Origin of the sequence: Catenuloplanes atrovinosus (assembly GCF_031458235.1) — a bacterium.
In the GTDB taxonomy this organism is placed as follows: Bacteria; Actinomycetota; Actinomycetes; order Mycobacteriales; family Micromonosporaceae; genus Catenuloplanes; species Catenuloplanes atrovinosus.
The window spans coordinates 2,777,978-2,802,908 of the sequence record NZ_JAVDYB010000001.1 but is presented as its reverse complement, the minus strand read 5'-3'; the positions used below and the strand labels follow the sequence as shown (position 1 = coordinate 2,802,908).

Below are 24,931 nucleotides of genomic sequence, written 5' to 3'. Positions count from 1 at the left end.
ACGGCCGCCGCCCGCCGCCGCGCGACGGCCACCGCCGGTCGGGCGTGACGCCCGACCGGCGGGACGCCGCGGGTCAGGGCCTCACCACCAGGCCCCGCACCGCACCGGGCCGCCACTGAAGGCGCCGCAGGCGCGCACCCGCCAGCTCGTGCTGGAGCTGGTCCGCTTGGCCGCGGTCGTCTTGGTCTGGCCGGGCGCGGTGATCTGGAACGGGCCGCACTGCAGCCAGGTCGCGCCGCCGTTCTGCGTCCAGTCCATCCACACCCGATCACCCGGGTACGTAGTCCCGTCGATCATCGCCCAGGTGCGCTGCGCGCCGGACACGGTGCCGACGTACAGCCGCGACGTGGCGCCGCCGCCCAGATCGACCGCGTAGACCTGGGAGCCGCGCAGCGTGTCTGGGATGTCGATGAAACCGTTCGCACCCCCGGAGCACTCCGCCGCGGTCGCCGAGGCCGGGGCGCCGGTCCCCGCCACGGCGAGCGCGGCCGCCACCGTAGCGGCGGCCGCACCGGCGCCGAGGCGTCGCATCATCGTTCGCATTCCGTCTCCTGTCCGATAGGGATCATCCCGGGCACGGCGCCCGCCGCGCCCGGCCACAGTCCTCATCGGACCATCGGGCGGCTTCGGACCGGTTTCATCCCGGCTTCAGCTCGCGTGGCGCGAGCTCCGCGCCGAGGTCGTCGTGCAGCCAGGGCCGGGCCATCTCCGGGCCGTGGCGGGTCTCCGTCCGCAGCACGGTCAGCACCTGCTGCCGGGCGTCGTCGATGCTCAGCGCGCCGGCGTGGAACCGGCTCAGCACCGCGCGCAGGCGCTCCAGCTCGGCGTCGCCGGTGCCGTCCGCGGCGGCGGGGGCGGCGAGGTCCGTACCGTGACGGTCCGCCCCGGTGCCGGTGAACAGCCGCACCGCGGCGTGGCGGGCGAGGATCTCGGATTCGAGGAGCGGCGGCAGCGCGGTGCCGGGCTCGTCGCGGATCGCCCGGATCGCGCCGGCCAGCGCGTCGTCGGCCGGCTCGTACTCCGTCACCCGCACGTGCAGCGCGCTGAGGTCGACCAGCGCCCGCAGCAGGCGGGGCAGGTTCCCGCAGCGCCGCCAGTGCTCGACCGCCGTGGCGCGCCACTGCCGCGCGAGCGCGACGTCGCCGCTGTCCTCCGCGGAGAGCGCGCCGTTCTCGCACGTCACCGCCGCGTTGAACCAGTTCTCCTCGGCGCGGTAGAGCGCCTCGGCGCGGCGCGCGGACGCGATCGCCGCCGCCAGTTCCCCGGCGTCGTGCTGGGCGCGGTTCAGCTCGAACGCGGCCGACGCCTGGAGTCCCCGGTCCCGCACCCGGCCGGCCAGCCCGTCGGCGCGGCGGGCCCAGGATGACGTGCGCGTGGCGTCCCGCAGCTCACGCGCCAGCCGGCAGTTGTTGATCGCGACCGGGATCACGGCCGCCTCCCGGCCGGCGGCGGTGAGCACCGACGCGGACCGCTCACCGGCCGCCAGCGCACCGGTGAGGTCGCCGGACTCCCACAGCAGCACGCTCAGCGTGAACTCGGCCTCGCCCGCGCGGGCGACCAGGCCGTGCTCCTGGGCGATGCGGACGGCCAGGCGGGCGCACCCGGCCGCGCGCGTCACGTCGTGCGCGCGCAGCGCGGTGGCGTTGGCCAGGCACGCCGCCACCGCGTCGCCGGGCACGCCGCGGCGCAGGTGAAGGCGCACGCGCAGGTCGTTGACGGCCACCACGCCGTCCAGTTCGCCGCGGGAGTCGTGCAGCATCGACAGGTCCCCGGCCAGCTCGGTGGCGAGGTCGAACCACTCCCCCTCCTCGGCCAGCCGGGCCGCGGCGTGGAACCGGGACGGGTCGAGCTCGCCGGGCATCACGGGCGGGCGGTCCAGGCGGACGATCTCGGCCAGGCGGTCCCGCAGATAGCCGAGCGCCCGGTGCCGGAAGTCGCGTACCAGTTCCTCGGGCTCCTCCTCGGCCAGCCGCTCCCGGGCGAAGAGCAGGACCAGGTCGAACAGGTTGACCGTGGCGACCAGGCTCGCGGACGGCGACCGGACGGTGACCTGTTCCGCGAGGCTGCGGTCCACCAGGCGGTTCAGCAGCAGCTCCTGCGTCAGCGCGCTCTCGCCCAGGCAGTGGCCCAGCTCCGCGCCGGTGGTGGCGCTGCCCGGTGCGGCCGCGACCAGGCGGAACACCCGCCGCGCGGCGACGTCCAGGTTGTCGTAGCTGAGCCGGATCGCGGCCCGCACGGCGCGGTCGCCGGCGTCCAGGTAGTCGAGCCGCGTGGTCTCCTGCTCCAGCGTCTGCAGCACGTACTCCAGCGGGAGGTCGGGCCGGCTGGCCATCCTCGCGCCGATCATGCGCAGCGCGAGCGGGACGTCGGCGCAGAGGAACGCGATGCGGTGCAGCAGGTCCGCCCGGTCCGCGCGCGACTCGTCGCAGGCGGCCAGCACCCGCACCGAGTCCTCCCGGGCGAGCGGCTCCGCCCGGAACACCAGGCCGGGGTCCGCGAAGCTCTGCACCCGGTCGCGCGCGGTGACGATCACGGCGCAGCCGCGCGGTGCCCGGGCCAGCGGCGCCACGTGCCCGGCGTCGCGCGCGTTGTCCAAGACCAGCAGGACGCCGCGGTCGCGCAGCTGGGCCAGGAGCGCGGCGGCCCGCTGGGTGTCGTCCATGGTCTCCACGCTCAGGTCCAGCCGCAGCGCCTCGGAGATCAGCCGGACCATGGTGGACAGTTCCCGGCGCACGCCCGCGACCAGCCCGTGCAGGTCGAGGTAGACGACGCCGCCGGCGAAGTCCGGGGCGAGCAGCCGGGCCGCCTCGACGGCGACCGTGGACGTACCCACGCCCGGCTGGCCGGACAGGAAGGCCGTCGCGGACCCGTGACCGGCGATCCGGCGGCGCACGGCCGCGGCGACGACGGACACCGGCTCGGCGCGGCCGGCGACGTACGGGTCGGGGTCGGGCAGCCGGCACAGCTGCGCGGCGACGGAGGCCAGTTCGCTACGCCGGGCGGCCTCCACCGGCACCGGCTCGTTCCCGGGCCGGACCAGCACCGCCTCGGTCGACGGGGACCGCAGCGGCGGCAGGACCGCGGCCAGCGCGTCCAGGAACGCGGCGCAGCCGGCCGAGTCGACGCGGAACAGCGCCTCGCGCAGGTACCGGCGGCAGGTGGCCGACAGCCCGGCGAACACGTCGGTGGTCACCTCGTGCGCGAGCACGACCGCCAGCGAGGCCAGCGGGCCCGCCGCCGGCCCGCCCGCCGCCCAGCGCCGCAGCGCCTCCTCGTGCTGGGCCATGGCGGGGAACAGCACCCGCGGGTCGAGGCCGTGCCGGCGGAGCCTGGCCCGGAGGTCGCCGACGGCGTGCCGGTCGTGCCGACCGTCGCGTTCCACCCGGGTGACCAGCGACTCGACCAGGTCACCGAGGTGGCCCACGCCGCGGCAGGAGTCGTCCAGCGCGGTCAGCACGGTCGCGGCCTCCAGCGCCGCCTCGTGCACGCCGACCTCGGCCGTCGCGGCGCCGGCCACCAGCGCGCCGGCGCCGGGCGCCCGGACGGCCAGCACCGTGCTCACCCGGTCGGCCACCAGCAGCCGACGGCCGACGCCGATCCCCGGGAGCCCGTCCAGCAGCGCGGCGAGATCCTCGGTCCGGGCCGCCCACACGGAGTCCCGCAGCCAGCCGTCGGCGCTGTTGTACCGGGCGGAGACGACCCCCACCACGGTACGGTCCGCGAGCCGCAACACCGGTGCGCCGCTCATCCCGGGGACCACGCCCGCCGAGGTGAACCGGCCGAGCCGGACGTCCGTGTCCCGGACGGTGCCGCCCTGCCAGCTGCCGGTCGCGTCCAGGTGCCGGTAGACGTGCCCGGGGTCGTCGATCGTGGAGACGCCGGTGACCAGCACCGGGGTGAGCGGCTCGACCGCGCCGGTGTGCACGAGCCCGGCCACCGTGTCCGGCAACGGCTCGTCCCGCCGCAGCACCGCCAGGTCACGGCCGGGGTCGCCGGCGATCACCTCCGCCGCGGCCGGCGGCACACCGCCGTGCAGCGCGTCCACGCTCAGCCGCGCGCCGGCCCGGTCGCCGCCGGCGTCCCGCAGGACGTGCCAGGCCGTCACCACCAGGTGCGGGGCGACCTGGAACCCGGTGCCGCACGGCACGCCGTCGCCGCCGAGCACCCGGCACAGAAATCCCGGCACGCGGAGCATCTACCGCCTCGCGATCGTCGTTCCGCCCATGAGAGCACAATCTGCCACGACGGCCACCCGGGTCCAACGGTGAATCGGCCGGAATCGACGCGGCCGGTCAGCCGGCCCGCCGGATTCGCGCCAGCCAGTCGCCGACCAGCGCGCAGCACAGTTCGCGCTGCTCGAACAGCAGGTTGTGGCCGGCCGCGTCGAGCGCGGCGAACGACGCGCGCGGGTAGTGCTCGATCCGGCGCCACGCGTCGGAGTATCCGACCACGTGGTCCTGCCGGCCGGTGACGTGCAGCGTCGGGTGCCGGAACGGCTCCGGGTGCGCGTCCTCGGGTTCGCGGTCGAGGGAGTAGCGCTCCGCGATGCGGGCCAGCGCGCGCTGGTCGGCGCCGTCCAGGCCGGGCAGCAGGTACCGCAGGAACCCGTGCGCGTCCGCCACGGACTCCACCACGGCGTCCTCCCGGTACGCGTCCACCGCCGCGCCGAGGAGCGGCACGATCTCGGGTTCCTCCCTCAGCACCGCGCGGGGCGGCACGGTCCGGCCGGCGTGCGCGGCGACGAAGACCCCGGCCACGGTGGCGAGCCCGAGCACCCGCGGCCGGCACTCGTGCGCGACGTAGCGGGCGATCATCCCGCCGAACGAGCCGCCCAGCACCGCGAACGGCTCGTCGCCGAGCCGCGCGCGGATCTCGTCGACCACCGCGTCGGCGACCTGTTGCGTGCCGTTCACCCCCGCCGCCCGCGTCCCGGTCGCGCCGGGGAGGTCGAGGTAGATCCGCCGCCACGGTCCCGCGCGCTCGAACGCCGGCTCCAGCGGGAGCAGGCTCCGGTGGTCCAGACCGAACCCGTGCAGCAGCACCACCGGGGTCCCGGAACCGATCTCGTGCGCGAACACGGTACGAGATTAGTGGAGCTCCGGCCACCACGTCTCGACGAGCGGGCGGGTCAGCGGCGGTAGCTCCGGCGCACCCCGGGGGCATGACCCGGGACCGCGAGATTCCGGCCGGCCGTTTGGGCGGCTCCCAGCCGGGCATCCCGAGCCGCATGAGCGAGCTTGCGCGCGCATCATCGTCGGCTGAGCGCCGGCCACATGGACGCCGCAGCGGGAACGGAGATCCGGCATGAGCGACGAGAACCAGACGAAGAGTACGGTCGATCGCGGCACCGACCTGGACGAACTGCGCAACGGCGGCCCCACGCGCACGCCCGGGATGATGACCACCACGGGCGGCACCGCCGGCCCGGCGAGCGTGGCCGCCGCGCACGCCAGGCGCCGGGCGGCCGAGCGGGCCGGGGAGGCGCGGGAGGCCGACGAGCCGGACCCGCGGGAGGCGCACGGCGGCAGCATGGCGCCCGGCCTGGTCGACGACACCGGCAACCTGGTCGCCGACCCGCCGCCCGGCACGGCCGGGCGCGCCTGACCGGCGCTCAGCCGGCGACCACGCGTACCGAGGCCATGGTGGGGTCCGCCGCGTCGGGGATGAGCATGCCCGCCCGCACGCCGCTGGTCAGGTAGTCCAGCGCGGAGGAGTTGATCAGCTCCCCGGGGACCAGGACCGGGACGCCGGGCGGGTACGGACTGAGCATCTCCGCGGCGATGCGCCCGGCGGCCCGCTCCACCGGCACCTGTTCGGTCCGGCCGAAGAACGCGTCGCGCGGCGTCATGACGCTCTCGAGTTCGAGCGTGCGCGGCGGCGGCAGGTCGGCCTGGGGCCGCGACTCGAGGTCGCCGCACTCGTCGACCAGCCGCTGCACGCTCTCGACCAGCCGCTTCTCCGTGTCGTCGTCATCGGCGTAGCTGATCTGCCCGCCCAGGTGGCACTGGTCGGCGGAGCCGAGGTCGACGTGGCACGCCGCGCGCAACCACTCCGCGGCCTGGTATCCGCTGATCCCGAGCCCGCGCACGTCGATCGTCAGCCGCAGCGGGTCCAGTTCCGCGGTGCCGCCGGTACCGACGACGTCCTCGCCCATCAGGCGCAGCGGGTCCATCGCGCCGATCGCGTCCCGGACCCGCGCGGCCCGGCCCAGCGCCTCGTCCAGCAGCCGTTCGCCCTGCTCGACCATGTGCCGGCGCCAGCCGTCGAGCGTCGCGTACGCCAGCGACGACGAGCTGGTCGTGCCGAGCAGGTCCTCGCGCTGCTTGAGCACCGTGGGGTCGACCAGGTCGCCGCGGAGGTGGAAGACCGAGGACTGTTCGATCGCGCCGCCCATCTTGTGCACGCTGGTGACCACCAGGTCCGCGCCGGCGTTCATGCCCCACTGCGGCAGGTCCGGGTGGAACGGCAGGTGCGCGCCCCACGCCTCGTCCACGATCAGCGGCACCCCGTGCTCGTGGCAGACGCGCGCGACCCCGGCGATGTCCGCGCACGAGCCCCAGTCGGTGGGCGTGATCAGCAGCATGCCCGCGGCGTCGGGATGCGCGCGGAACGCGGCGCGCACGTCGTCCGGCTCCGGCGGGTGGGCCAGTTGCCAGCCGGTGTCGAAGTGGGGGTGCACCCAGACCGGCTCCACCCCACTGATGATCAAGGCGGCGATCACGGACTTGTGGGCGTTGCGCGAGACCAGCAGCTTCTCGCCGGGCCCGGCCACGGAGATCATCGCGGTCTTCACGGACAGCGAACTGCCGCAGGTGGAGAAGAACGCGTGGTCGGCGCCGACCGCGTCCGCCATCAGCTCCTGCGCGCGCTCGATCACGCCCTGGGACTGGCGGCGGTCGTCGAGCCCGTTGAGCGACAGCACGTCGGAGGCGAACACGCCGGCGCCGACGATGTCGATCACGCGCGGGTCGGCGCCCCGGCCCTGTTTGTGGGCGGGCGGCCCGAACACCGTGTCGCCACGCCGCCGGAACTCCTGCAACGCCTCCAGCACCGGAACACGGGAGTGATCAACCATGGGGCACCTCGCTGTTCGACGATCCGCCCGGCGCGCGTGCCCCGTACCAACCCCGTCAAACCTGGTCGAATCAGGCGCTCACGGGTGGACGCACTCGAACCACACGGTGGCGAAGTCGCCGCCCGGGGAGACGTCGCTGTCCGTCTCGACGCACTCCGCGGACGTGTAACCGGCCCAGCCCGCCTGCCTCAGCGCGTCCGCCCGCGCGTACACGTAGGCGAGCCCGAAGCTGCTGGAACCCTCGCCGACGAACGTCTGCGGTTCGCCGGCCGCCACGCCGGGGAGGCCGAGCGCGGCGACCATCGCGGCACCGGCCAGAATCTGAACAGCCATGGCCCCACGGTAGAGCCCATCGACGATGATCGCTCGCCGGCGTCAGGAGTCCTGCCACGTACCGGTGATGAACTCGCCGTCCTCGCTGAACGGCCACTCGTTCGGCCGGCACCCGTCGAGCGCGATGGTCTGCTGCATCATCACCGGAGCCGGCCGCCCCCTACCCGGGCACCCCTGGTGGGCGAACCCGAGGAAGTGCCCCACCTCGTGGTTGATCACCCCGGCACGGTACGACTGCACCGACGGCGCCGGGTCCGCCCCCTGCAGCCACCGCTTCAGGTTCACCATGATCGTGTTCTGGAACCGGCACGAGTACACGCCCTCCGTGTCCACCCCGGCCCGCGCGCACTGCGCGTCCACCGTGGCCGGCGTGGCCAGCCGCAACGTCACGTGCTCGTCGTCACCGACCCGCTGGAACTGCCACGACTCCCCGGACATCCCGTGCTCCGGCTCCGTGATCGGCGCCGCGGCCGACGCCGCCCAGCCGCGCGGATCCGCGAACACCTCGTCGACCGCCTCCGCGAACCGCTCCGCCGTCCACGGCGGCAGTTCACCCCAGTCGATCCCGGTCTCCACCTCCACCCGGTACCTGACCATGATCCGCCCCTCCCCGATCACGTCCCGCACCCCCGGCGCCGCCTCGAAGTCCCCGTCCCCGTTCTGCGGAACCTGATTGTCCGGAATCGCCTTTTTCCCCGACGACCCGAACCCCGGTATCACCCCACACCCCGCCAGCGACACCGACAACACCAACGCCACCAGGGCCTGCCCTGCGCGACAGTGCACAGCCACCTCCCGAAGTCTTCGTCTCGCTCCACCGGAACGACGGTCCCGGGGCACACCAGGTGACACCCACGGCGGGAAACGCCGAAGGACCCGGGCCCACGAGCACCGGTCCACCGCCGCTCGATCAGCCGGCGGCACGCCGGCCGCACCGCCCCGGTGGGCTGTTGCCGAATCGGCGTCGCATCGACGATGATCGTCGTCGGTGGCTGTCGGTGGACCGCGCGATCGGAGTGAGCGATGAGATTTTCCGTGCCCGTCGTCGCGGCGGCCCTGGTGTTCGTGACCGCCGCGCCGGCGCCCGCCGCGGCGCGGCCCGTCACGGTGTTCAGCGACTCCTTCGGCACGGTGGCCGGGTGGGATCGGCAGGGGGTCGTGCTGGCCCAGTCCCTGCCGTGGGAGACCAGCCTGATGCAGGACCCGTCGATCATCGTCGGCCAGGGCGGCGGGCCGAGGTTCAAGATGTGGTACGGCTCGATCGGCAACGTCGGCTACGCGTACAGCGCGGACGGGGTCGCCTGGACGAAGCACCCGGACCCGGTGGTCGCGCCGACGCTGCCCACCGAGAGCAACGCGCTCACCGTGCCCAGCGTGGTCTACCGCGACGGCGTCTACCACATGTCGTACTTCGGCGTGGACGCCGGCGGCGTGGGCCGCATCCACTACGCCGAGGCGACCGACCCGGCCGGCCCGTGGACGAAGTTCGGGCCGATCGTGGTGCCGACCGCGGAGTGGGAGGACGACTACATCTACAACTCCTCGCTGCTGTACGACGAGCGGCAGCGGCTCTGGAAGATGTGGTACACCGCCGGCCGGATCGCCTCGGCGGGCGGCGAGCCGGAGTTCATCTGCCTGGCCACCGCCACCGACCCGCGCGGGCCGTGGACCAAGTCGCCGAGCAACCCGCTGATCAGCCCGATGAACGACGGTGGCTGGGCCAGCCTCGGCATCGGCGGGCCCAACGTGCGGATGATGCCGGACGGGTCGTACCAGATGGTGGTGGTCGGCTGGCAGGCCGACTACCCGTCCCGTGGCGGCCGGCTGACCTCGCGCGACGGTGTCCGCTGGACGCTCGACCGGTCCGCGATGACGCTCGACCTCGGCGTGGCCGGCGGCGTCGAGGACAGCATGATCTACCGGCAGTACGTGGTGAACGTCGGCGGCACCGACTGGGTCTGGTACAACGTGAAGAACCACCGCCCCGGCTGGAACGAGACCATCAACCTGGCACGGTGGAGCCGCGGCCTGCCGATCGTCGACCCGTCGAAGTGGACGATGACGCAGGGCCCGCACATCCCGAACGGCGCGTCCTTCGAGGTGCGCAACGGGCGCGCCCACGCGCTGGGCAACGCGCCCGCCGGGCATCCGCAGACGCTGCAGGGCAACCGGCGGATCGCCGCCCGCAACTACACGGTCGCCGCCGAGATCACCCCGATGGACGTGGCCCCCGGCGACCGCGACAACGTGCTGATGGCCCGGTACACCGACCGCGGGAACTACTACTACGCCGGGATCGCCTCCTGGGGGAACAGGTACGCGATCGGCAAGCTGGTCGACGGCACCAACACCAAGCTCACCGGGGTCGGCGCGGCCTCGGAGATCCACGCCGGGACCACGTACCGGCTGCGCCTGGTGGTGAGCGGGTCGACGATCTCGCTGTACGACGGCGGCACGCTGGTCGCCTCGGTCACGGACGAGTCGCTCGCCCCGGCGGCGAGCTACGTCGGCATGCAGACGACCGCGTCGACCGGGCACGCCGCCTTCGACAACGTGGCCGTGACCGTCCCGTGACGGCCGGCGTCAGCCGATCCGCTCGGCCAGCGAGACGATGATCCCCTCCGGCCCGCGGACGTAGGCCATCCGGAACGTGTTCTCGTACTCGCCGATGCCGCCGACCAGGCCGTAGCCCTGACCCGCCGCCCACTCGACGGCGGCGCGCAGGTCGGCGACCTCGAAGGAGACGTTCCGCAGGCCCAGTTCGTTCGCCATCGCGGCCGGCGAGCCGGGCACGAAGTCGGGCCGGACGAACCGGGACAGCTCCAGCCGGGTGCCGTCGTCCGGCGCCTTCAGCATGACGATCTCGGTGCGCGAGCCGGGGATGCCGCAGACCGTCTCGAGGAACTCGCCCTCGACGAACGTCCTGCCCTCGACCTCGAGGCCGAGCGCCACGAAGAAGGCGGTGACGGCGTCGATATCCGCGACCGTGATGCCGACGTGGTCGAAGCGTCGCACATAGGACATGAACCGTGCTCCCGTTGTCGTATCGGTCCGGACCGCGCCGGCCGAAGTCCCCGTCCGTGATGGCGGAGACGATCGCCTGCCAGAAAGCGTAGGGATCGCCGTACGTTTCCGGGTCGATTTCGCGCAGCAGCGCCTCGGCGTGCCGTCCACGGCGGGACCGGGACCGGGCGTCTCAGCCGATCAGCGGGCAGGACCGGTCGCCCTCCAACTCCGGGGTGGACCGGGTGAGCAGCAGCCGGACCCGGGTGGCGCGGGATTCGCCGCGCTGCACCGCCACGCCGAGCGCGGTGCACACGATCTGGTCGATGCCGAGCGGCGTCACCTCGTAGTCGGCCAGCGGCAGCCGCAGGTGGATCAGGCCGGGCTCGGCCGTGGTCACCACCCGGGTCGCGCCGCTGATCTCGATCTCCGAGTGCAGCCCGTCCCCCACGGTCGCGGACGCGCCGAGCAGCAGCTCCAGCGCCTCCGCGACGGTGCCGAGCCGGCCGGTGTCGTGCAGCCGCGGCGTCAGCCGCCCCCGCGCGTCGACGAAGTACAGCGTCACGCCGGACGCGACGCCGGTCGGCGCCTCGCCCATGCCGGCCGGGCCGGACGGCCGCACCCCGCAGCCCGCCACCAGCAGCGTCAGCGCGAGCGCCAGGCACCGTCTCCTCACGACCGCACCGCCCGCGGCAGCCGCAGCACGAACCGGGCGTCCGCGTCCGCGGTGAGGTCGCCGCCGTGCAGGCGCGCGTTCTCCCGGGCGATGGACAGGCCCAGACCACTTCCGGGGGTACGGGCGCGGGCCGGATCGCGTTTCCAGAAGCGCGCGAACACGTGCGGGAGCACCTCCGGGGGCAGGCCGGGCCCGCCGTCGGTCACCTCCACCAGCGCCTCGGCCGGCGTGGCCGCGACCCGCACCCGCACCGGCGGGCCGCCGTGCCGCAGCGCGTTGCCGGCCAGGTTGGCCACGATCACGTCCACCCGGCGGCGGTCCAGGGGCATCCGCAGCTCCGCGGGCGCGTCCAGGGTGACCTGGGAGGTCCAGCCCCGGGCGCGCAGGCAGTCCCGGATCGTACCCACGAGATCGGCCTCCTCGACGCGCAGGCGCGCGGTGCCGGCGTCGAAGCGGGACACCTCCACCAGGTCCTCGACCAGGCGGGTGAGCCGGCCCACCTCGGTGATCGCCATCCGCGCGGACTCGCGCGCGTCCGGCTCCAGGTCCGCGGTGGCCGACTCCAGCACGTCGACCACCGCGGCCAGCGTCGCCAGCGGCGTGCGCAGCTCGTGCGAGGCGTCCGCGGCGAACCGGCGCGCGTCCGCCTGCATGCGGGCCAGCGACTCGGCCATCTCGTTGATCGTCACGGTGAGGTCGGTCAGCTCGTCCCGGCCGCGCGGCACGGCGCGGGCGTCCAGGTCGCCGGCGGCCAGCCGGCGGGCGGTGTCGCGCAGGCCGCGCACCGGGCGCAGCACGCTGCCGGCCGCGGCCAGCGCCAGCAGGACCGCGAGCGGCAGCGCGAGCGCGGCCGTGCGCGCCGCGGACCGGGTGAGGCCGTCCACCTGCCGGTCGACCGCGGTCAGGTCGCGGGCCGCGTAGACCTCGATGCCAGACGGGGTACGGGTGCCGTCCAGCGCGGTGATCACGACCGGCGTGGCGATCAGCAGCCAGGGCCGGCCGTCCGCGTCGACCCGCTGGGCGACCAGGCGGTTCCCGTCGCGCGCGGCCGTGCGTACCGCGCCGAGGTCGAAGGTGGTGATGGCGCCGTCCGCGGCGCGCAGTCCCGCGAAGGTGACCAGCGTGTCCGGGCCGGCCGCCACCCGCAGCCGGTCCAGGCTCGCCTGGTCGGGTGGGTAGGTCAGCTCCGGCGCGACCGCGCCGATCTGTCCCGCGAGCGCGGCCGTGAGCTGCTCCTGCGCGGCCGAGACCAGCGCGGTGCCGGCGGCGGACGCGCTGGCCCAGGCCGCGGCGGCCGCGCCGAGCACGGTCACCGCCACGAACGCGACCAGCAGCCGCGCGCGCAGGCCGGTCATCCCTGGACCGGCCCGAACCGGTAGCCGAAACCGCGGACGGTCTGCACGAACTCCGGCGCGGCCGGATCGGTCTCGATCTTCGCGCGGAGCCGCTGCACGCAGTTGTCGACCAGCCGCGAGTCGCCGAGGTAGTCGTGCTCCCACACGTCCTCCAGCAGCCGCTGCCGGCTGAACACCCGGCCCGGGCTGGCGGACAGCGTGAGCAGCAGGCGCATCTCCGTGGGCGTCAGCGTGACCGGCTCGCCGCGCCGGGACACGGTCAGCGCGGTCGTGTCGATGCGCAGGTCACGGTGGGTGCGGATGCCGTCCGGGTCGCCGGCGCTGCGGCGGAGCACCGCGCGGATGCGCGCGTCCAGCACGGCCGGGCGGGCCGGTTTGACCACGTAGTCGTCCGCGCCCGCCTCCAGCCCGCCGACCACGTCCAGGTCGTCGCCGCGCGCGGTCAGCATGATCACCGGCAGGTCGCCGCCGGCCCGGATCCGGCGGCACACCTCCAGGCCGTCCAGGTCGGGCAGCATCAGGTCGAGCAGCACCAGGTCGGGCACGTCCGCGTCGAGCGCGCGCAGGCCGTCCCGCCCGGTGCCGGCCGTGCGCATGTCGTAGCCGTGCCGGGACAGCGCCAGCTCGAGGCCGCGCCGGACCAGCGGATCGTCCTCGATCAGCAGTATCGCCACCACCCCACGAGTATCCGGCCCGGCCCGCGGCCCGCCCACGCCGCGGGGGCGTTGCGACACACCTGCGACACGACGGCGGGCCGGACGCGACGCGGTGGCGGCATCGTCGTTCGGCATGAGAACACGCATCGGCATCGCGCTCGGCCTGCTCCTGCTCACCACCGCCTGTGACGCGCGGGACCCGGAGCCCGGACCGCCGGCCGGTGGCGGGTCGCCGGCCGGCGGCGTGCTGCTGCTCGGCGACTCGGTCGCGGCCGGCCAGGCCGCGGCGCTGACCGAGGCGTTCGCCGTCTCCGGCGTCCGCTTCTGGTCCGCCGCGACCGAGGGCGGCGGCAACGTGGTCGGGCCGAACGCGTCCGCCGCCTGGGAGGCGCTGCCCGCGACGATCGAGCAGGCCGCCCCGACCGTGGTCGTCTACCAGATCACCACGTACGACTGGGGCACCGCGCGGGAGCAGACCGACGCGTACACGCGGTTGTCGGCCACGGTCGCCGACGCCGGCGCCACGCTCGTCATCGTCACCATGCCGCCGATCCGCGCGGACGACTTCCACGCGCCGCACCTGGACGAGCTGCACCGGACCCGGGACTCGGCCCGCGCGGCGGCGGACGCGTCCGGCGGCCGGACCCGGCTGCTCGACGCGGGCGAGGTGTGGGGCGGGGAGTTCACGCCGGAGGGCCGCAGCAGCGACGGCGTGCACACCTGCCCGCAGGGCGCGGCCCGGTTCGCCGAGTGGCTGCTGGCGAAGCTGACCCCGGTCATGCCCGGACTCACCCCGGCCCCGCGCGAGACCTGGGTGAACGCCGGATGGTCCGGAGATCGCCGGTTCATCGGCTGCGGGCGGTGATGTGTCGCCGCCCCCACCGCGGGAGAGCCGCCGTGGGTGCCGGACCGTCAGCGGGTCGCGTCGCCGGTGCCGGAGATCTGGAAGGCGCCGATCACGTTCAGCAGTTCCAGGCGTTCGACGGACGGGGTGCCCGGGGGTGGGGTGAACCAGAGCAGGCGCTGAGTGCCGTCCTCGCTGAGCAGGCTCGTGCAGTTCAGTTCGACTTCGCCGATCAGCGGGTGCAGGAGGCGTTTGCGGTCGGCGCGGCGAATGGCGACGTGATGCCGCGCCCACAGGCGGCGGAATTCGTCGCTGTCCCGCAGCAGTGATCGGATGAGCGCGGTCACGAACTCGTCCGGGCCCCGCCGCGCGGACACGGCGCGGATGTCCGCGACGAACACGGACGATTGGTGGTCGTGTTCGTCGGGGTGGTAGAGGTCGCGTGCCGACGGATCGGTGAACCACCGGTGGATGAAGCTGGCGCGGATGCCGGTCGCCGCCGTGGGCGGGCCGAGCAGCGCGGCGGCGAGCCGGTTCTGGGCCAGCGTGACGCTCAGGTCGCTGATGATCTGGGCGGGCGTCGTGTCCAGCCGGTCCAGCAGCTCCAGCATGCCGGGGTGCACGTGCGCGCCGCCCCCGCCGGACGGCGGCAGCGGCCGTCCGGCCAGGTGGTAGAGGTGGTGGCGCTCGTCCAGGGTCAGCCGCAGCGCGCGGGCCAGCGCCGCCAGCATCTGCTCGGACGGCTGCGCGCCGCGGCCCTGTTCGAGCTGGACGTAGTAGTCGACGGACGCGCCGGCCAGGTTCGCCACCTCGTCGCGGCGCAGCCCGGGGACCCGGCGGCGCGACGTCGGGTGCAGGCCGAGGTCGCTCGGGCTCAGCCGGTCACGACGCGACTTGAGGAATCCACCGAGCGCTGCGAGGTCCATCCGCCGAGTATCGCCGCCGGAGCACGCCGCGAGCCAGGTGACGCCGTCACCAGGCTCGCCGTCGCCGGTACGAACGCCGCCTGGTCACCCGGCCGGCGGCGCGGAACGGTTCGGATGAATCACGTACCGCCGGATTGGGAGTGTCTCAGTGAAAGCTCTGCTCATCAGCGACTACGGCGACCCGCCGCGCCTCGCCGACGTGGCCGAACCCGTACCCGGAGACGGCGAGGTGCCGGTGCAGGTCTCGGGCGCGGCGCTCAACCCGCTCGACCTGAAAATGGCCGCCGGGCACCTGCGGGAGTTCTTTCCCGTCCGGTTTCCGTACACGCTGGGAACCGACATCGCCGGCGTGGTCGCGCGCGCCGGCCACGGCTGGGCGGCCGGCGACCGGGTCGTCGCCCGGCTCGACCCGCGGGCCGGCGGCGCGCTCGCGGAGCTGGCCGCCGTCCCGGCGGACCAGCTGGTCCCGGCGCCGGCCTCGGTCCCGCTGAGCACCGCCGCCGGCGCGGCCACCGCGGCGGCGACGGCGTGGCAGGCGCTCACCGAGGTCGCCGCGGTCCGGCCCGGGCAGCGTGTCCTGGTGCAGGGCGCGGCCGGCGGCGTGGGCAGCTTCGCGGTGCAGCTCGCGCACCGGCTGGGTGCCCACGTCATCGCCACCGCCTCGCCCGCGGGCCTGGCCATCGCCGAGGAACTGGGCGCGGACGAGGTGATCGACTACACCGCGGGGCCGCTCGCCGCGCGGGTCCGGGGTGTCGACGTCGTCATCGACACCGTCGGCGGGCGGGCCGGGGAGCAGGCACTCGACGTGCTCGTGCCGGGCGGGCTGCTCGTGGCGGTGCCGGCGCCGCCGGACGCCGAGCGGGCCGCGTCGCGCGGGGTCCGTGCCGCGTTCGTCTTCCACGAGTCGGACGCCGCCCGCCTCGGCACGGTGGTCACGCTGCTCGACGACGGCCTGCGCGTGCTGGTGGACCGGCGGCTCCCGCTGGCGGACGCCGCCGGCGGCCTGACGTATCTCGCGCGCGGCCACGCGAAGGGCAAGATCATCGTGGGTACGTGACGCGGGGGCGGCGTGCGGTGGTGCAGCCGCCGGTCCGGCTGCCGTCCCGGCCGAGGCCACGGCGGAGCTGTGAACAGGTCGCCGACGTCCAGCACGGCCGGCGAGTCCACCGCGCGTCCGCCGCCGCGGGCAGGTCCGGGAGCGGTTCGCGCAGTGCCGGGCGTCGCCGTTCGCCCGGCGCCATCGGCATCCGGCGGCGCGACCCGCCCCCATCACCCCGGGCACGCCGCCGGCGTGGGTGGGGCTCGCGCCCATCCGCCACAATGGTCTATCGCGGATCGACGGGAGCGGATCATGACAGCGATCGAGCTGATCGCGGCGGCGTTGGCCGCCGGGGCGGGCGCGGGCCTGACGCAGACCGCGTCGGACACGGTGCGCGACGCGTACGCGGGTCTGAAGGATCTGCTGCGGCGCCGCCTCGGCGATCGGGCGGTGCCGGCACTGGAGGCCGACGAGACCGAGCCCGGCGTCTGGCAGGCCCGGCTCGGCGACGCCCTCACCTCCTCGGGCGCGGCCGGCGACGAGCAGGTCGTGGCCGCCGCCCGGCGGCTGCTCGACCTGACCGGCAAGTACCAGGTCGACGCGCGGGAGGCCAAGGGCGTGCAGGTCGGCGACCACAACACCCAGACCAACACGTTCCACTAGCCGGCGTCATCGTCCGGCCCGGCGACCGGCACCTCGGCCCCGCCCACCGGACTCGGCGGCGACCCGACATCGCCACCACCATCGCCTGCGCGGCCGCTCACCGGCGAACCGGAGTGCCGCGGTCCAGCGGCTGCGCCGGCCGCCGGTACGATGCACGCGTGCCGGCGCTCCACGATGGCCGCCCGCTGGTCTTCCTCGACGTCGACGGGCCGCTGATCCCGTTCAGGGCGCGGCCCGTCCCGGGCACGGCCGCGGACGGCGGCGGCAACCCGCTGCTGGACCGGCTGGATCCGGCGGACGGGCGCCGGCTCCTGGCACTGGATTGCCCGCTGATCTGGGCGACGACGTGGGGTGCCGACGCCAACGAGATCATCGCTCCGCGCCTCGGCCTGCCCGAGCTACCGGTCGTCGAGTGGCCGGACGGCGACGAGCCCTCATCCGGCCTGCACTGGAAGACGACGTCCCTGGTACGGCACGCCACCGGGCGCTCGTTCGTCTGGCTCGACGACGAGATCACCGACACCGACCGGCGGTGGGTCGCCGCCCATCACCCCGAGCCCGCGCTCCTGCGCCGCATCGACCCCTCCACCGGCCTGACCGCGGCGGACTTCACGGCGCTGCACGACTGGCTCGGCCGGCGTTGACCCCGCACCCCGTACCCGGGTGGGACCTGCGGATGTTCCGTCAGGTCTGCTACGCATCGGCGGGGTGACGCCGGACTACCACCAGGCGGTCATCGGATATCCCGGCCGCACCGTCGCCGTGGTGTGCCCGCGTGACCGCCGATCCTGGCGGTCGTCCTGCCGCCCGCCGGGGCGCGGCAGGCCGGTGGCGTCACCGGCCTGCCGCGCACGGGTCACCGGGTGGTGAAGGTGTACGTGCCGGACGGCACCTGATGGACCGCGTAGCCGCCGTCGATCCGCAGGAACCGCGCGCGCCGCGGCGCGCCGGTCACCCGGCCGCCGAGCGTGGGCACCCAGACCTGGGCGGTGCTGTTCGGCGGGACGGTGACGGTCAGGCGCAGCCGGTCGCCGTCCCGCCTCCACTCCGCGCGGGCCGTGCCCTGCGGCGTGCTGTAGTGCCCCTTCACGTGCGTGAGGTCACCGACGATCTTGGGCTGGACGACCAGGTCGCGGTACGCGACCGTGCCCTCGGCGGCCCGGATGCCGGCCAGCCCGGCGTGGAACCACTCCTCGATCTGGGCGAGGATCATGTGGTTCTTCGAGTCGCCGCGGTTCCACCGCTCGCCGATCGTGGTCATGCCGCCCGGGTTCGCGACCGTGGGCCGCATGAAGTAGCCGTAGCCGGGCTGCTCGTCCTCCTGGATGAGGTCCCAGAGCACGTCGTCGCGGCCGCCGGCGGAGAGCGCCCGCACGATCGGCGCCATGCCGATCGTGCCACCGCTGAGGTGCGGCCCGTCGCCCTCGGGGTGGAACGCGTAGACCAGTTCCACCAGCGCGTCGAGCACGGCCTGCCGCTCGCCGTCCGGCACCAGCCCGGCGTCGAGCGCGAGCGCCTGCGCGGCCTGGGTGGCGCCGGCCGTGCCCGCGTCGCCGTCCGCGGTGTACCGGCGCAGCGTGGTGTTGTAGAACGCGGCGTGGAACGCGGTCCGGATGTGCGCGGCCAGCGCCATGTAGTGCTCCGCGTCGGCGGGGTGCCCGGTCAGCCGGGCCAACTCGGCCAGCTCCTTGATCATCAGGTAGTAGCCCCAGGTGCCGGTGATCCGCCCTGAGGTCTGCTCCGCGGAGACCCAGTCGGCGAGCGCGGCGTCCACGATGTGCCCGGACGCCTTCTGCCGCGCGATGTAGTCCGCGAACCGCACCATCGGCTCGTAGTAGCGGGCCGCCGTGGACGTGTCGCCGTACAGCTGCCGCAGGAAGCCCGGCACCAGGATGATCGCGTTGCCCCAGTTGATCTCGTCGCCGAAGCGCCCGGAGTAGCCCCAGTCGTAGACCGGCGTCTTCAGCGCCACGTTGCCGAACATCGGGGTGTCCGCCACCGACTGCCCCTCGGCCAGGTGCCGCTCGTGCGTGCGCAGATAGGCCGACAGGTCGAAGTCGCGATGGATGGCGCCCATCGGCATGGTGTAGTCCGCCGGGTACGACAGCTTCTCCCGGCCCGGGCAGTCGGTGAAGACGCTCATCATGTTGCCGGCGAACGAGTACCAGGCCATCCGGTGGATCCGGTTGACCCGCGCGTTCGACGTGGTCACCTCGCCCGCGACCGGCGTGTCCGCCTGCACGCGCAGGCCGGTGATCGTGTTCCGGTCCGGCACGTACCCCTCCGGCAGCCCGGTGACCTGCACCCACTGCATGCCGAAGTAGGTGAAGTCCGGCCGCCAGCTCTCCCCGCCGCGCAGGCCGGCGGTGGTGTAGGTGTTGAACAGGTCGGTGCCGCGGCTGCCCCCGCCGCCCTTGAGCGACGCCTGGTCCACCGTGCCGTCCGCGGCGAGCGACTCCGCCGGTGACATGCGGATCGTGGTGCCGGCCGGCACGCCGCCCCGGAGTGTGAGCAGCGGGAACCCGGCGATGTTCTGCCCGAGGTCGAACACCCAGGTGCCGGGCGCCGGATTGGTGATCGAGACCGGGGCGTACCGGCCGGCGATCCGGACCGGCGGCGCGGTCCGCGCGACCAGCCTGGTGGCCAGGTTCGGCGGCGGCGCGATCCCGGCGGCGATCCACCCGGTCGCGGTGCCGTCGCGCCGGGTCGCGGTCGCGGACAGGTCCGATCCGGGCCGGTCCCAGCCGGGCTGCTCGCGGCGGGCGTCGACGTCGGAGCCCGAGTACCAGGCGTCGGTGATCAGCGGGCCGAGGGCGGTGCGCCACTCGCGGTCCGACACGATCACGGTCTCCCGGCCGTCCGCGTAGGTGATCTCCAGGCGCGCGATGAACCGGGGCGTGACCGCGGCCCCGGCGCTGGCGTCGCTGGCGGCGACGTTGTTGCCGGAGCCGGTGACCGCGGCGCCGGCCGGGTGCGGTTTCGACAGGCCGGGCGTGAACGTGACGCTGTCCGCGCCGATCGCGGTGATGACCCGGGATTCGAGGTTGTCGCCGCCGTCGCCGGTGTCCACGTTGATGGTGCCGCCGACGTGGTAGCCGGTGACCGCGCTCAGCGTGACCGTGGTGGCGCCGGCGTCGGCGTCGCCGGTCAGCGTGCCGCTGCCCTTGAGCTGGCTCTGCCACCACGCGTACGGCGCGGTGCGCCCCGCCGCCGGGTTGGTGACGCTACGCCGCACGTAGGCGGGTCCGTTACCCAGCCGCACCGCCACGGTGTTGGCGCCCTTGCGCAGGTGACCGGCGACGTCGTAGACCCGGTACTCGCTGGAGAGCTGGTAGTTGGCGTAGCCGGGCGCCAGCACCTCGTCGGAGAGCGTGCGCCCGTTGAGGCCGGCCAGGTGCATGCCGACGCCGGACAGGTAGAGCCGGGCCCGGGTGACGGTGCGGCGCGGGTCGACGCCGAACGGGCGGGCGAAGATCGGCATCGGCTGGTTCTCGGTGCGGCCCGGATATTCGATCCAGCGGGCGTCGCCCCAGTCCTCCTGGCGCGGCAGGCCGGTCTCCCAGGTGGACGGGCGGCTCCAGTCGGTGGCCCGGCGGCCGGCGTCCCAGGCGCGCACCTGCCAGCGCAGCCGCTGCCGGGAGACGAGCGGCGGGCCGCCGTAGCGGACGCCGGACTGGACCGGCGAGTCGACCCGGCCGGAGTCCCAGAGCAGCCGGTCGCGGGCGGCGTCGTGGACCCGGATCTGGTAGGCGGTCTGCCGGTCCGCCGCCACCGACGTGGTCTCCGCGAATTGCCAGCTCAGGACCGGGTGCGGATTGTCGAGGCCGAGCGGGGCGTCGCCGCGGCCGTCGACCCGGAGGGAGACGACGCGCACGCCCGGGTCGCCGGCGAGCGCGGGCGCCGCGGTCAGCACGGATGCGGAGGGGACGGCGAGGGACAGTCCGAGTGCCGTACGTCGTTTCATGATCCCGCCTTGTAGTCGGTGTCCATATCGGTGAGCACGTCGGCCGGGGTGGCCTGGTCGCTGAAGACCTCCTGGAGGCCGCTGAGCATGGTCTGCTGCACCTTCGCGTTCGGCCAGAGCTGGTCCATGAACGGCACGGTCCGGTCCTCGCGCACGAACGTCTGCAGCTCGGCCAGGCCGGGGTCGACCGCGGTGCCGGCGTCCGGCAGCGTGGGCAGGCTGCCCTGTGTCTCGGTGAACAGCTTCATGCCCTCCGGCGACATGACGAACGTGATGAACCGCAGCGCCAGGTCCCGGTTCTTCGCCTTGGCGTTCACGCCGTACCCGGCACCGGCCGCGGCCGGCATCACGAACGAGGCCGGGTCGTCGGTGGCCGGAAGTGCCCTCATCGTGTACGTACCGGCCGGGTCCTTCCGCTTGAGCAGGCTGATGATCCAGTTGCCCTGGATGATGCCGAGCGTCTTCCCGGTCGCGGCCAGCGTCTGACTGGCCTCGTAGGAGGTGCCGAGCGGGTTGTCCTGGAAGCAGCCCGCGTCCGCCAGCTGGCGGTACTTCGCCATCGCCGTGGTCCACGCCGAGTTCGCGAACGTGGCCCGGCCGGCCTGCAACTTGGCGTCGAAGCCGGGGTCGGCGCCGTAGACGACGGTGGCCGCGAGCGCGTACAGCACGAGCTGGGTGACCCAGTTGTCCTGGATGCCGAGCGCGAACGCGGGCGTGCCCCTCCCGTCGGCCGCGCGGCAGAAGGCGAGCAGCTCGGTCCAGGTGCCCGGCGCGGTCAGCCCGGAGTCCCTCAGCGCCCGGTCGTTGTAGACCGCGCCGATGCCGTTGAGCCCGAACACCGCGTTGTACGTCCTCCCCTCGTACTGCGCGACCCGCTGGAACGCGTCCGGCAGGCGGGCGGCCCACGGCTGGCCGGACAGGTCGAGCAGGTAGCCGGGCTTGGCGATCACGTAGGTGGCGCCCGGGTTGCCGTTGCCCGGCCACACGGTCATCACGTCCGGCGCGGTGCCGGAGGCGAGCTGGGTGCGGATCTGCTGCTGGTACTGGTCGGCGCCGGAGGTGGTCAGGTTGACGGTGACGCCCGGGTTGGCGGCCTTGAACGCGTCGACGACCTTCTCGATCGAGCCCTGGTCGACCGACGCGATGGTCAGGGTCGTGCCGTCACCCTCGGCGGCGGCGTTGGTGCCGCCGTTGCACGCGGTGACGGTCATGGTGACGGCCGCGAACGCGGCGATGAGCGCGGTGCGTGACTTCATGGTCTCTCCCACGACGGAGCGAGTGCGGTGAGCGTGTAGCGGCCGGACGGTGGCCCCGCCGGCGGCCGGTTCCGTGGGCCGTGGACGGTCATCCCTTGAGCCCTCCGGCGAATCCGTTGATGATGTGGCGCTGCAGGGCCAGGTAGACCGCGAGCACGGGCACGATGCTGATCAGCAGCGCGGCGAAGATGAGGTTCCAGTCGGAGACGTACTGGCCGACGAAGCCGGCGATCGCGACCGGCACGGTCTGCTGCGTGCTGCCGGACAGGTACAGCAGCGGGGTGAAGAAGTCGTTCCAGACGCTGACCGCGTTCAGCACCAGCGCGGTGACCGTGATCGGCTTGAGCATCGGCAGGATCACGTACCGGTAGGTGCTCAGCGGCGTGGCGCCGTCGAGCTGCGCCGCGTCCTCGAAGTCGCGCGGCAGCGCGCGCAGGAACCCGACGTAGAGGAACGTCGTGAACGGCACCTGCAGCCCGGAGTAGAACAGCACCAGCGACCAGACCGAGCCGAGCAGCCCGAGGTCGCGCACGGTCTGGTAGAGCGGCAGCGACGCGAGCTGGAACGGCAGCACCAGCCCCAGCATGATCAGCAGGAACGTGCCGCGGGACCACCGCGCGGCGGACCGGGCCAGCGGGTAGGCGGCCAGCGACGACACGACCAGGACGATCAGCACGCTGGCTGCGGTCACCACCACGCTGTTGATCAGGGCGCCGCCCAGCCCGGCCTCCCGCCACGCCCCGGCGAAGTTGCCGAGCGTCGGGGAACTCGTCGGGGCGATCGGCGACGACGTGTCCGACGGCGCCCGCACGGCCAGGTTGACCAGCACGTACACCGGAAAGGCGAACACGGCCGCGACCGCGATCATGACCACTTCGAGCGCGAGGGTACGGGGTGAGTAGCGGTTCACGACGCGGCCCGCTCGCCACGGGACAGCACCGTGTACTGCGCGCCGGACGCGACCGCGACGATCACGGTGAGCACCACCGCGAGCGCGATGCTGTAGCCGAACTCGCCGAGCGTGAACGCCTCCTTGTAGATCAGTGTGGAGATCGTGTCGGTGGCGTGGCCGGGCCCGCCGCCGGTCATCGCGTACACCTGGTCGAAGAGTTTGAGGCCACCGATGATCGACAGCATCAGGTTGATGGTGAGCGCCGGCGCCAGCAGCGGCCGGATGATCGACCAGAAGCGGCGGACCGGCCCGGTGCCGTCGATCGCGGCCGCCTCGTAGATCTCCTTCGGCACGGACTGCAGCCCGGCCAGGAAGATCACCATGGAGTAGCCGGCGTACTGCCAGACCACGACCAGCACGATCATCCACAGCGCCAGGTCCGGGTCGCCGAGCCAGTCCCGCCGCAGCCCGCCGAGCCCGATGGCGCCGAGCGCGCTGTTGACCGCGCCGTCCGGGCCGAGGAGGTTGCGCCACAGGTACGCGGTGACGATCTGCGCGATCATCGCGGGCGCGAAGAGCAGCACGCGCAGCACGTCGCGGCTTTTGATCGCGGAGTTGACGCCCAGCGCGAGCAGCAGCCCGAGGCCGTTCTGGAGCACCGTGATCGCGACCGCGACCACCAGCGTGTGCCGGACCGCGCCGAACGCGTCCGGGTCGTCGGCCATGGCGGTGAAGTTGTCCAGGCCGACGACGGTGAAGTCAGGGTTCAGGCCGTCCCAGTCGGTGACGGCGTAGTGCAGCCCGCGGGCGCTGGGCAGCAGCACCACGAAGGCGAACAGCAGCAGAGCCGGGAGCGTGAACCACCAGGGCGGCGCGTGACGGCGTCCTTGCACATCGAGTCTCACTGGGTACCCGCTTTGCTGAATCGTTTCACCGCGCCGGTCGAGCGAACCCTCGGACACGGACGCGAACAGGGGGTGCCACGCGCCGAAGGCCGGTATGGCGCGGGTAACGTTTTCCATCGTGTTTCGCCGACCTTAAGAGCGGATGGCGAGACCCGTCAAGAGATGGCCAGCCATCAAGCTTCTCGATCAAGCCCGTATAGTGGGCAACGTTTCCCAGCCAAGGAGGGCGGATGCCGCACGGTCCGGGTCCCGGCCGCCGGGTCACCATCGTCGACGTGGCGCGGCATGCCGGGGTGTCCACCACCGCCGTGTCCAAGGTGCTGCGCAGGGCGTACGGGGCCAGTCCCGAGATGCAGGCCAGGGTGCGGGCCGCGATCGAGGAGCTCGGCTACCGGCCGTCCGCCGCGGCCCGCGGGCTGCGCGGGCGGACCTACACGATCGGCGTGATGCTGCCGGACCTGCGCAACCCGTTCTTCGCCGACGTGCTCGACGGCGTGGAGGCCGAGCTCGGCGGCACCGACTACCAGGTGCTGATCGCCTCGGCCGGCAACGACGAGCCGGCCGAGGCCCGGGTCACCGACGCCATGATCGACCGCAACATGGACGGCGTCATCCTGATCGCGCCGCTGAGTTCGGGCCCGCGCCTGGAGCGCATCGCCCGGACCGTGCCCACCGTGGTGGTCGGCCGGCACGGCCGCTCCGCCGTTCACGACACGGTCGCCGACGACGACCTCACCGGCGCCGGCCTGGTGGTCGCCCACCTCGCCGCGCTCGGCCACCGGCGGATCGCCCACATCGAACACCTGGAGAAGGACCCGGTCCGGCTCACCGAGATGCCCAACGCCATCCGCGCCGACGGTTACCGCCGGGCCATGCACGCCCACGGTCTCGGCGAGCACATCGACGTCGCCTCCACCACGTACACCCAGCGGGGCGGCTACCTCGGCGCACAGGAACTGCTCGCCCGGCCGGAGCGGCCGACCGCCATCTTCGCCGGCGCCGACATCGTCGCCATGGGCGTGCTCGACGCGCTCGCCGAGGCCGGCCTGTCCGCGCCCGCGGACATCTCCGTCGCCGGCTACGACAACACCACGTTCGCCGCGTTCGGCCCGATCTCGCTGACCACCGTCGACCAGGCCGGCCACCAGATCGGCGTGAACGCGGCCCGGCTGCTGCTGGACCGCGTCGCCGACCCCGCCCGGCCGGCCGCCCAGGTGAGGCTCTCCCCCACGCTGATCACCCGCCGGTCCACCGGTCCCGTGTAGTCAGGCGCCCGCGCGCGAACAATCGCGGAAGGTTCCGTGGAACCCTCCGCGATCGCGACACGAGCAGCGCCGGTACGGC

Annotated in this window: 22 protein-coding genes; 7 read left to right on the top strand and 15 right to left on the bottom strand. The window is 74.0% G+C overall.

Annotated elements, in window-relative coordinates:
* Window positions 1–81: 81 nt before the first annotated feature.
* The 3 genes from J2S41_RS12580 to J2S41_RS12570 form a co-directional block, all read right to left on the bottom strand.
* Window positions 82–543 carry a hypothetical protein gene (locus J2S41_RS12580; RefSeq protein WP_310367041.1) on the bottom strand — a complete coding sequence of 154 codons (462 nt, stop codon included), beginning with the start codon at window positions 541–543 and terminating at the stop codon, window positions 82–84.
* Window positions 544–637: 94 nt separating this feature from the next.
* On the bottom strand, window positions 638–4,186 hold the full coding sequence (locus J2S41_RS12575; RefSeq protein ID WP_310367039.1) for a trypsin-like peptidase domain-containing protein: 3,549 nt from the start codon (window positions 4,184–4,186) through the stop codon (window positions 638–640).
* 106 nt (window positions 4,187–4,292) lie between these two features.
* Complete coding sequence (locus tag J2S41_RS12570) at window positions 4,293–5,078, bottom strand: alpha/beta fold hydrolase (protein ID WP_310367037.1); 786 nt, start codon at window positions 5,076–5,078, stop codon at window positions 4,293–4,295.
* A gap of 226 nt (window positions 5,079–5,304) precedes the next feature.
* Here J2S41_RS12570 and J2S41_RS12565 point away from each other — a divergent pair, with 226 nt between their 5' ends.
* Window positions 5,305–5,604 (top strand): hypothetical protein, encoded by a 300-nt coding sequence (locus J2S41_RS12565; protein WP_310367034.1) that lies wholly within the window; start codon window positions 5,305–5,307, stop codon window positions 5,602–5,604.
* A gap of 7 nt (window positions 5,605–5,611) precedes the next feature.
* Here J2S41_RS12565 and J2S41_RS12560 read toward each other — a convergent pair whose 3' ends face one another.
* The 3 genes from J2S41_RS12560 to J2S41_RS12550 form a co-directional block, all read right to left on the bottom strand.
* Window positions 5,612–7,075, bottom strand: coding sequence for an aminotransferase class I/II-fold pyridoxal phosphate-dependent enzyme (locus J2S41_RS12560; RefSeq protein WP_310367032.1), 1,464 nt, complete (start codon window positions 7,073–7,075; stop codon window positions 5,612–5,614).
* A gap of 78 nt (window positions 7,076–7,153) precedes the next feature.
* Window positions 7,154–7,408: a hypothetical protein gene (locus J2S41_RS12555; protein ID WP_310367031.1), complete on the bottom strand. Its 255-nt coding sequence runs from the start codon at window positions 7,406–7,408 to the stop codon at window positions 7,154–7,156.
* Window positions 7,409–7,450: 42 nt separating this feature from the next.
* Window positions 7,451–8,128, bottom strand: a complete 678-nt coding sequence (locus J2S41_RS12550; RefSeq protein WP_310367028.1) for a DUF3152 domain-containing protein — start codon at window positions 8,126–8,128, stop codon at window positions 7,451–7,453.
* A gap of 303 nt (window positions 8,129–8,431) precedes the next feature.
* Between J2S41_RS12550 and J2S41_RS12545 the strand changes: the two genes are divergently transcribed.
* Window positions 8,432–9,982, top strand: a complete 1,551-nt coding sequence (locus tag J2S41_RS12545; RefSeq protein ID WP_310367027.1) for a hypothetical protein — start codon at window positions 8,432–8,434, stop codon at window positions 9,980–9,982.
* A gap of 9 nt (window positions 9,983–9,991) precedes the next feature.
* Here the strand turns inward: J2S41_RS12545 and J2S41_RS12540 are convergent, their stop codons facing one another.
* From J2S41_RS12540 to J2S41_RS12525, 4 genes are all read right to left on the bottom strand, one after another.
* Window positions 9,992–10,432, bottom strand: coding sequence for a VOC family protein (locus J2S41_RS12540; RefSeq protein ID WP_310367024.1), 441 nt, complete (start codon window positions 10,430–10,432; stop codon window positions 9,992–9,994).
* A 172-nt stretch (window positions 10,433–10,604) separates the two neighbouring features.
* The gene (locus J2S41_RS12535) at window positions 10,605–11,087 is read right to left on the bottom strand and encodes a hypothetical protein (RefSeq protein WP_310367022.1); all 483 of its coding nucleotides are present in this window, start codon (window positions 11,085–11,087) and stop codon (window positions 10,605–10,607) included.
* Complete coding sequence (locus tag J2S41_RS12530; protein WP_310367020.1) at window positions 11,084–12,442, bottom strand: ATP-binding protein; 1,359 nt, start codon at window positions 12,440–12,442, stop codon at window positions 11,084–11,086. The genes J2S41_RS12535 and J2S41_RS12530 overlap by 4 nt, the downstream gene beginning before the upstream one ends.
* Window positions 12,439–13,119 carry a response regulator gene (locus J2S41_RS12525; protein ID WP_310367017.1) on the bottom strand — a complete coding sequence of 227 codons (681 nt, stop codon included), beginning with the start codon at window positions 13,117–13,119 and terminating at the stop codon, window positions 12,439–12,441. The genes J2S41_RS12530 and J2S41_RS12525 overlap by 4 nt, the downstream gene beginning before the upstream one ends.
* A gap of 112 nt (window positions 13,120–13,231) precedes the next feature.
* Between J2S41_RS12525 and J2S41_RS12520 the strand changes: the two genes are divergently transcribed.
* Window positions 13,232–13,963: an SGNH/GDSL hydrolase family protein gene (locus tag J2S41_RS12520; RefSeq protein WP_310367015.1), complete on the top strand. Its 732-nt coding sequence runs from the start codon at window positions 13,232–13,234 to the stop codon at window positions 13,961–13,963.
* Between the two features lie 47 nt (window positions 13,964–14,010).
* Here the strand turns inward: J2S41_RS12520 and J2S41_RS12515 are convergent, their stop codons facing one another.
* On the bottom strand, window positions 14,011–14,868 hold the full coding sequence (locus J2S41_RS12515; protein ID WP_310367012.1) for an MmyB family transcriptional regulator: 858 nt from the start codon (window positions 14,866–14,868) through the stop codon (window positions 14,011–14,013).
* Window positions 14,869–15,016: 148 nt separating this feature from the next.
* Here J2S41_RS12515 and J2S41_RS12510 point away from each other — a divergent pair, with 148 nt between their 5' ends.
* The 3 genes from J2S41_RS12510 to J2S41_RS12500 all read left to right on the top strand — a co-directional run bounded on the left by J2S41_RS12510 (window position 15,017) and on the right by J2S41_RS12500 (window position 17,214).
* A complete protein-coding gene (locus tag J2S41_RS12510) occupies window positions 15,017–15,925 on the top strand; it encodes an NADP-dependent oxidoreductase (RefSeq protein WP_310367010.1) in 909 nt (302 codons plus the stop codon).
* 294 nt (window positions 15,926–16,219) lie between these two features.
* A complete protein-coding gene (locus J2S41_RS12505) occupies window positions 16,220–16,570 on the top strand; it encodes a Het-E N-terminal domain-containing protein (protein ID WP_310367008.1) in 351 nt (116 codons plus the stop codon).
* Window positions 16,571–16,728: 158 nt separating this feature from the next.
* Window positions 16,729–17,214, top strand: a complete 486-nt coding sequence (locus J2S41_RS12500) for an HAD domain-containing protein (RefSeq protein WP_310367006.1) — start codon at window positions 16,729–16,731, stop codon at window positions 17,212–17,214.
* 212 nt (window positions 17,215–17,426) lie between these two features.
* On the opposite strand, the gene J2S41_RS12495 is transcribed toward J2S41_RS12500, so the two are convergent.
* The 4 genes from J2S41_RS12495 to J2S41_RS12480 all read right to left on the bottom strand — a co-directional run bounded on the left by J2S41_RS12495 (window position 17,427) and on the right by J2S41_RS12480 (window position 23,575).
* A complete protein-coding gene (locus J2S41_RS12495; protein ID WP_310367003.1) occupies window positions 17,427–20,534 on the bottom strand; it encodes a family 78 glycoside hydrolase catalytic domain in 3,108 nt (1,035 codons plus the stop codon).
* Window positions 20,531–21,790 carry an ABC transporter substrate-binding protein gene (locus J2S41_RS12490; RefSeq protein WP_310367002.1) on the bottom strand — a complete coding sequence of 420 codons (1,260 nt, stop codon included), beginning with the start codon at window positions 21,788–21,790 and terminating at the stop codon, window positions 20,531–20,533. Before J2S41_RS12490 ends, J2S41_RS12495 begins: the two co-directional genes overlap by 4 nt.
* A gap of 88 nt (window positions 21,791–21,878) precedes the next feature.
* Window positions 21,879–22,700, bottom strand: coding sequence for a carbohydrate ABC transporter permease (locus J2S41_RS12485; protein WP_310367000.1), 822 nt, complete (start codon window positions 22,698–22,700; stop codon window positions 21,879–21,881).
* Window positions 22,697–23,575, bottom strand: coding sequence for a carbohydrate ABC transporter permease (locus J2S41_RS12480; RefSeq protein WP_310366997.1), 879 nt, complete (start codon window positions 23,573–23,575; stop codon window positions 22,697–22,699). Before J2S41_RS12480 ends, J2S41_RS12485 begins: the two co-directional genes overlap by 4 nt.
* Before the next feature lie 242 nt (window positions 23,576–23,817).
* Here J2S41_RS12480 and J2S41_RS12475 point away from each other — a divergent pair, with 242 nt between their 5' ends.
* Window positions 23,818–24,852: a LacI family DNA-binding transcriptional regulator gene (locus tag J2S41_RS12475; RefSeq protein ID WP_310366996.1), complete on the top strand. Its 1,035-nt coding sequence runs from the start codon at window positions 23,818–23,820 to the stop codon at window positions 24,850–24,852.
* The last annotated feature ends 79 nt before the right edge of the window (window positions 24,853–24,931 follow it).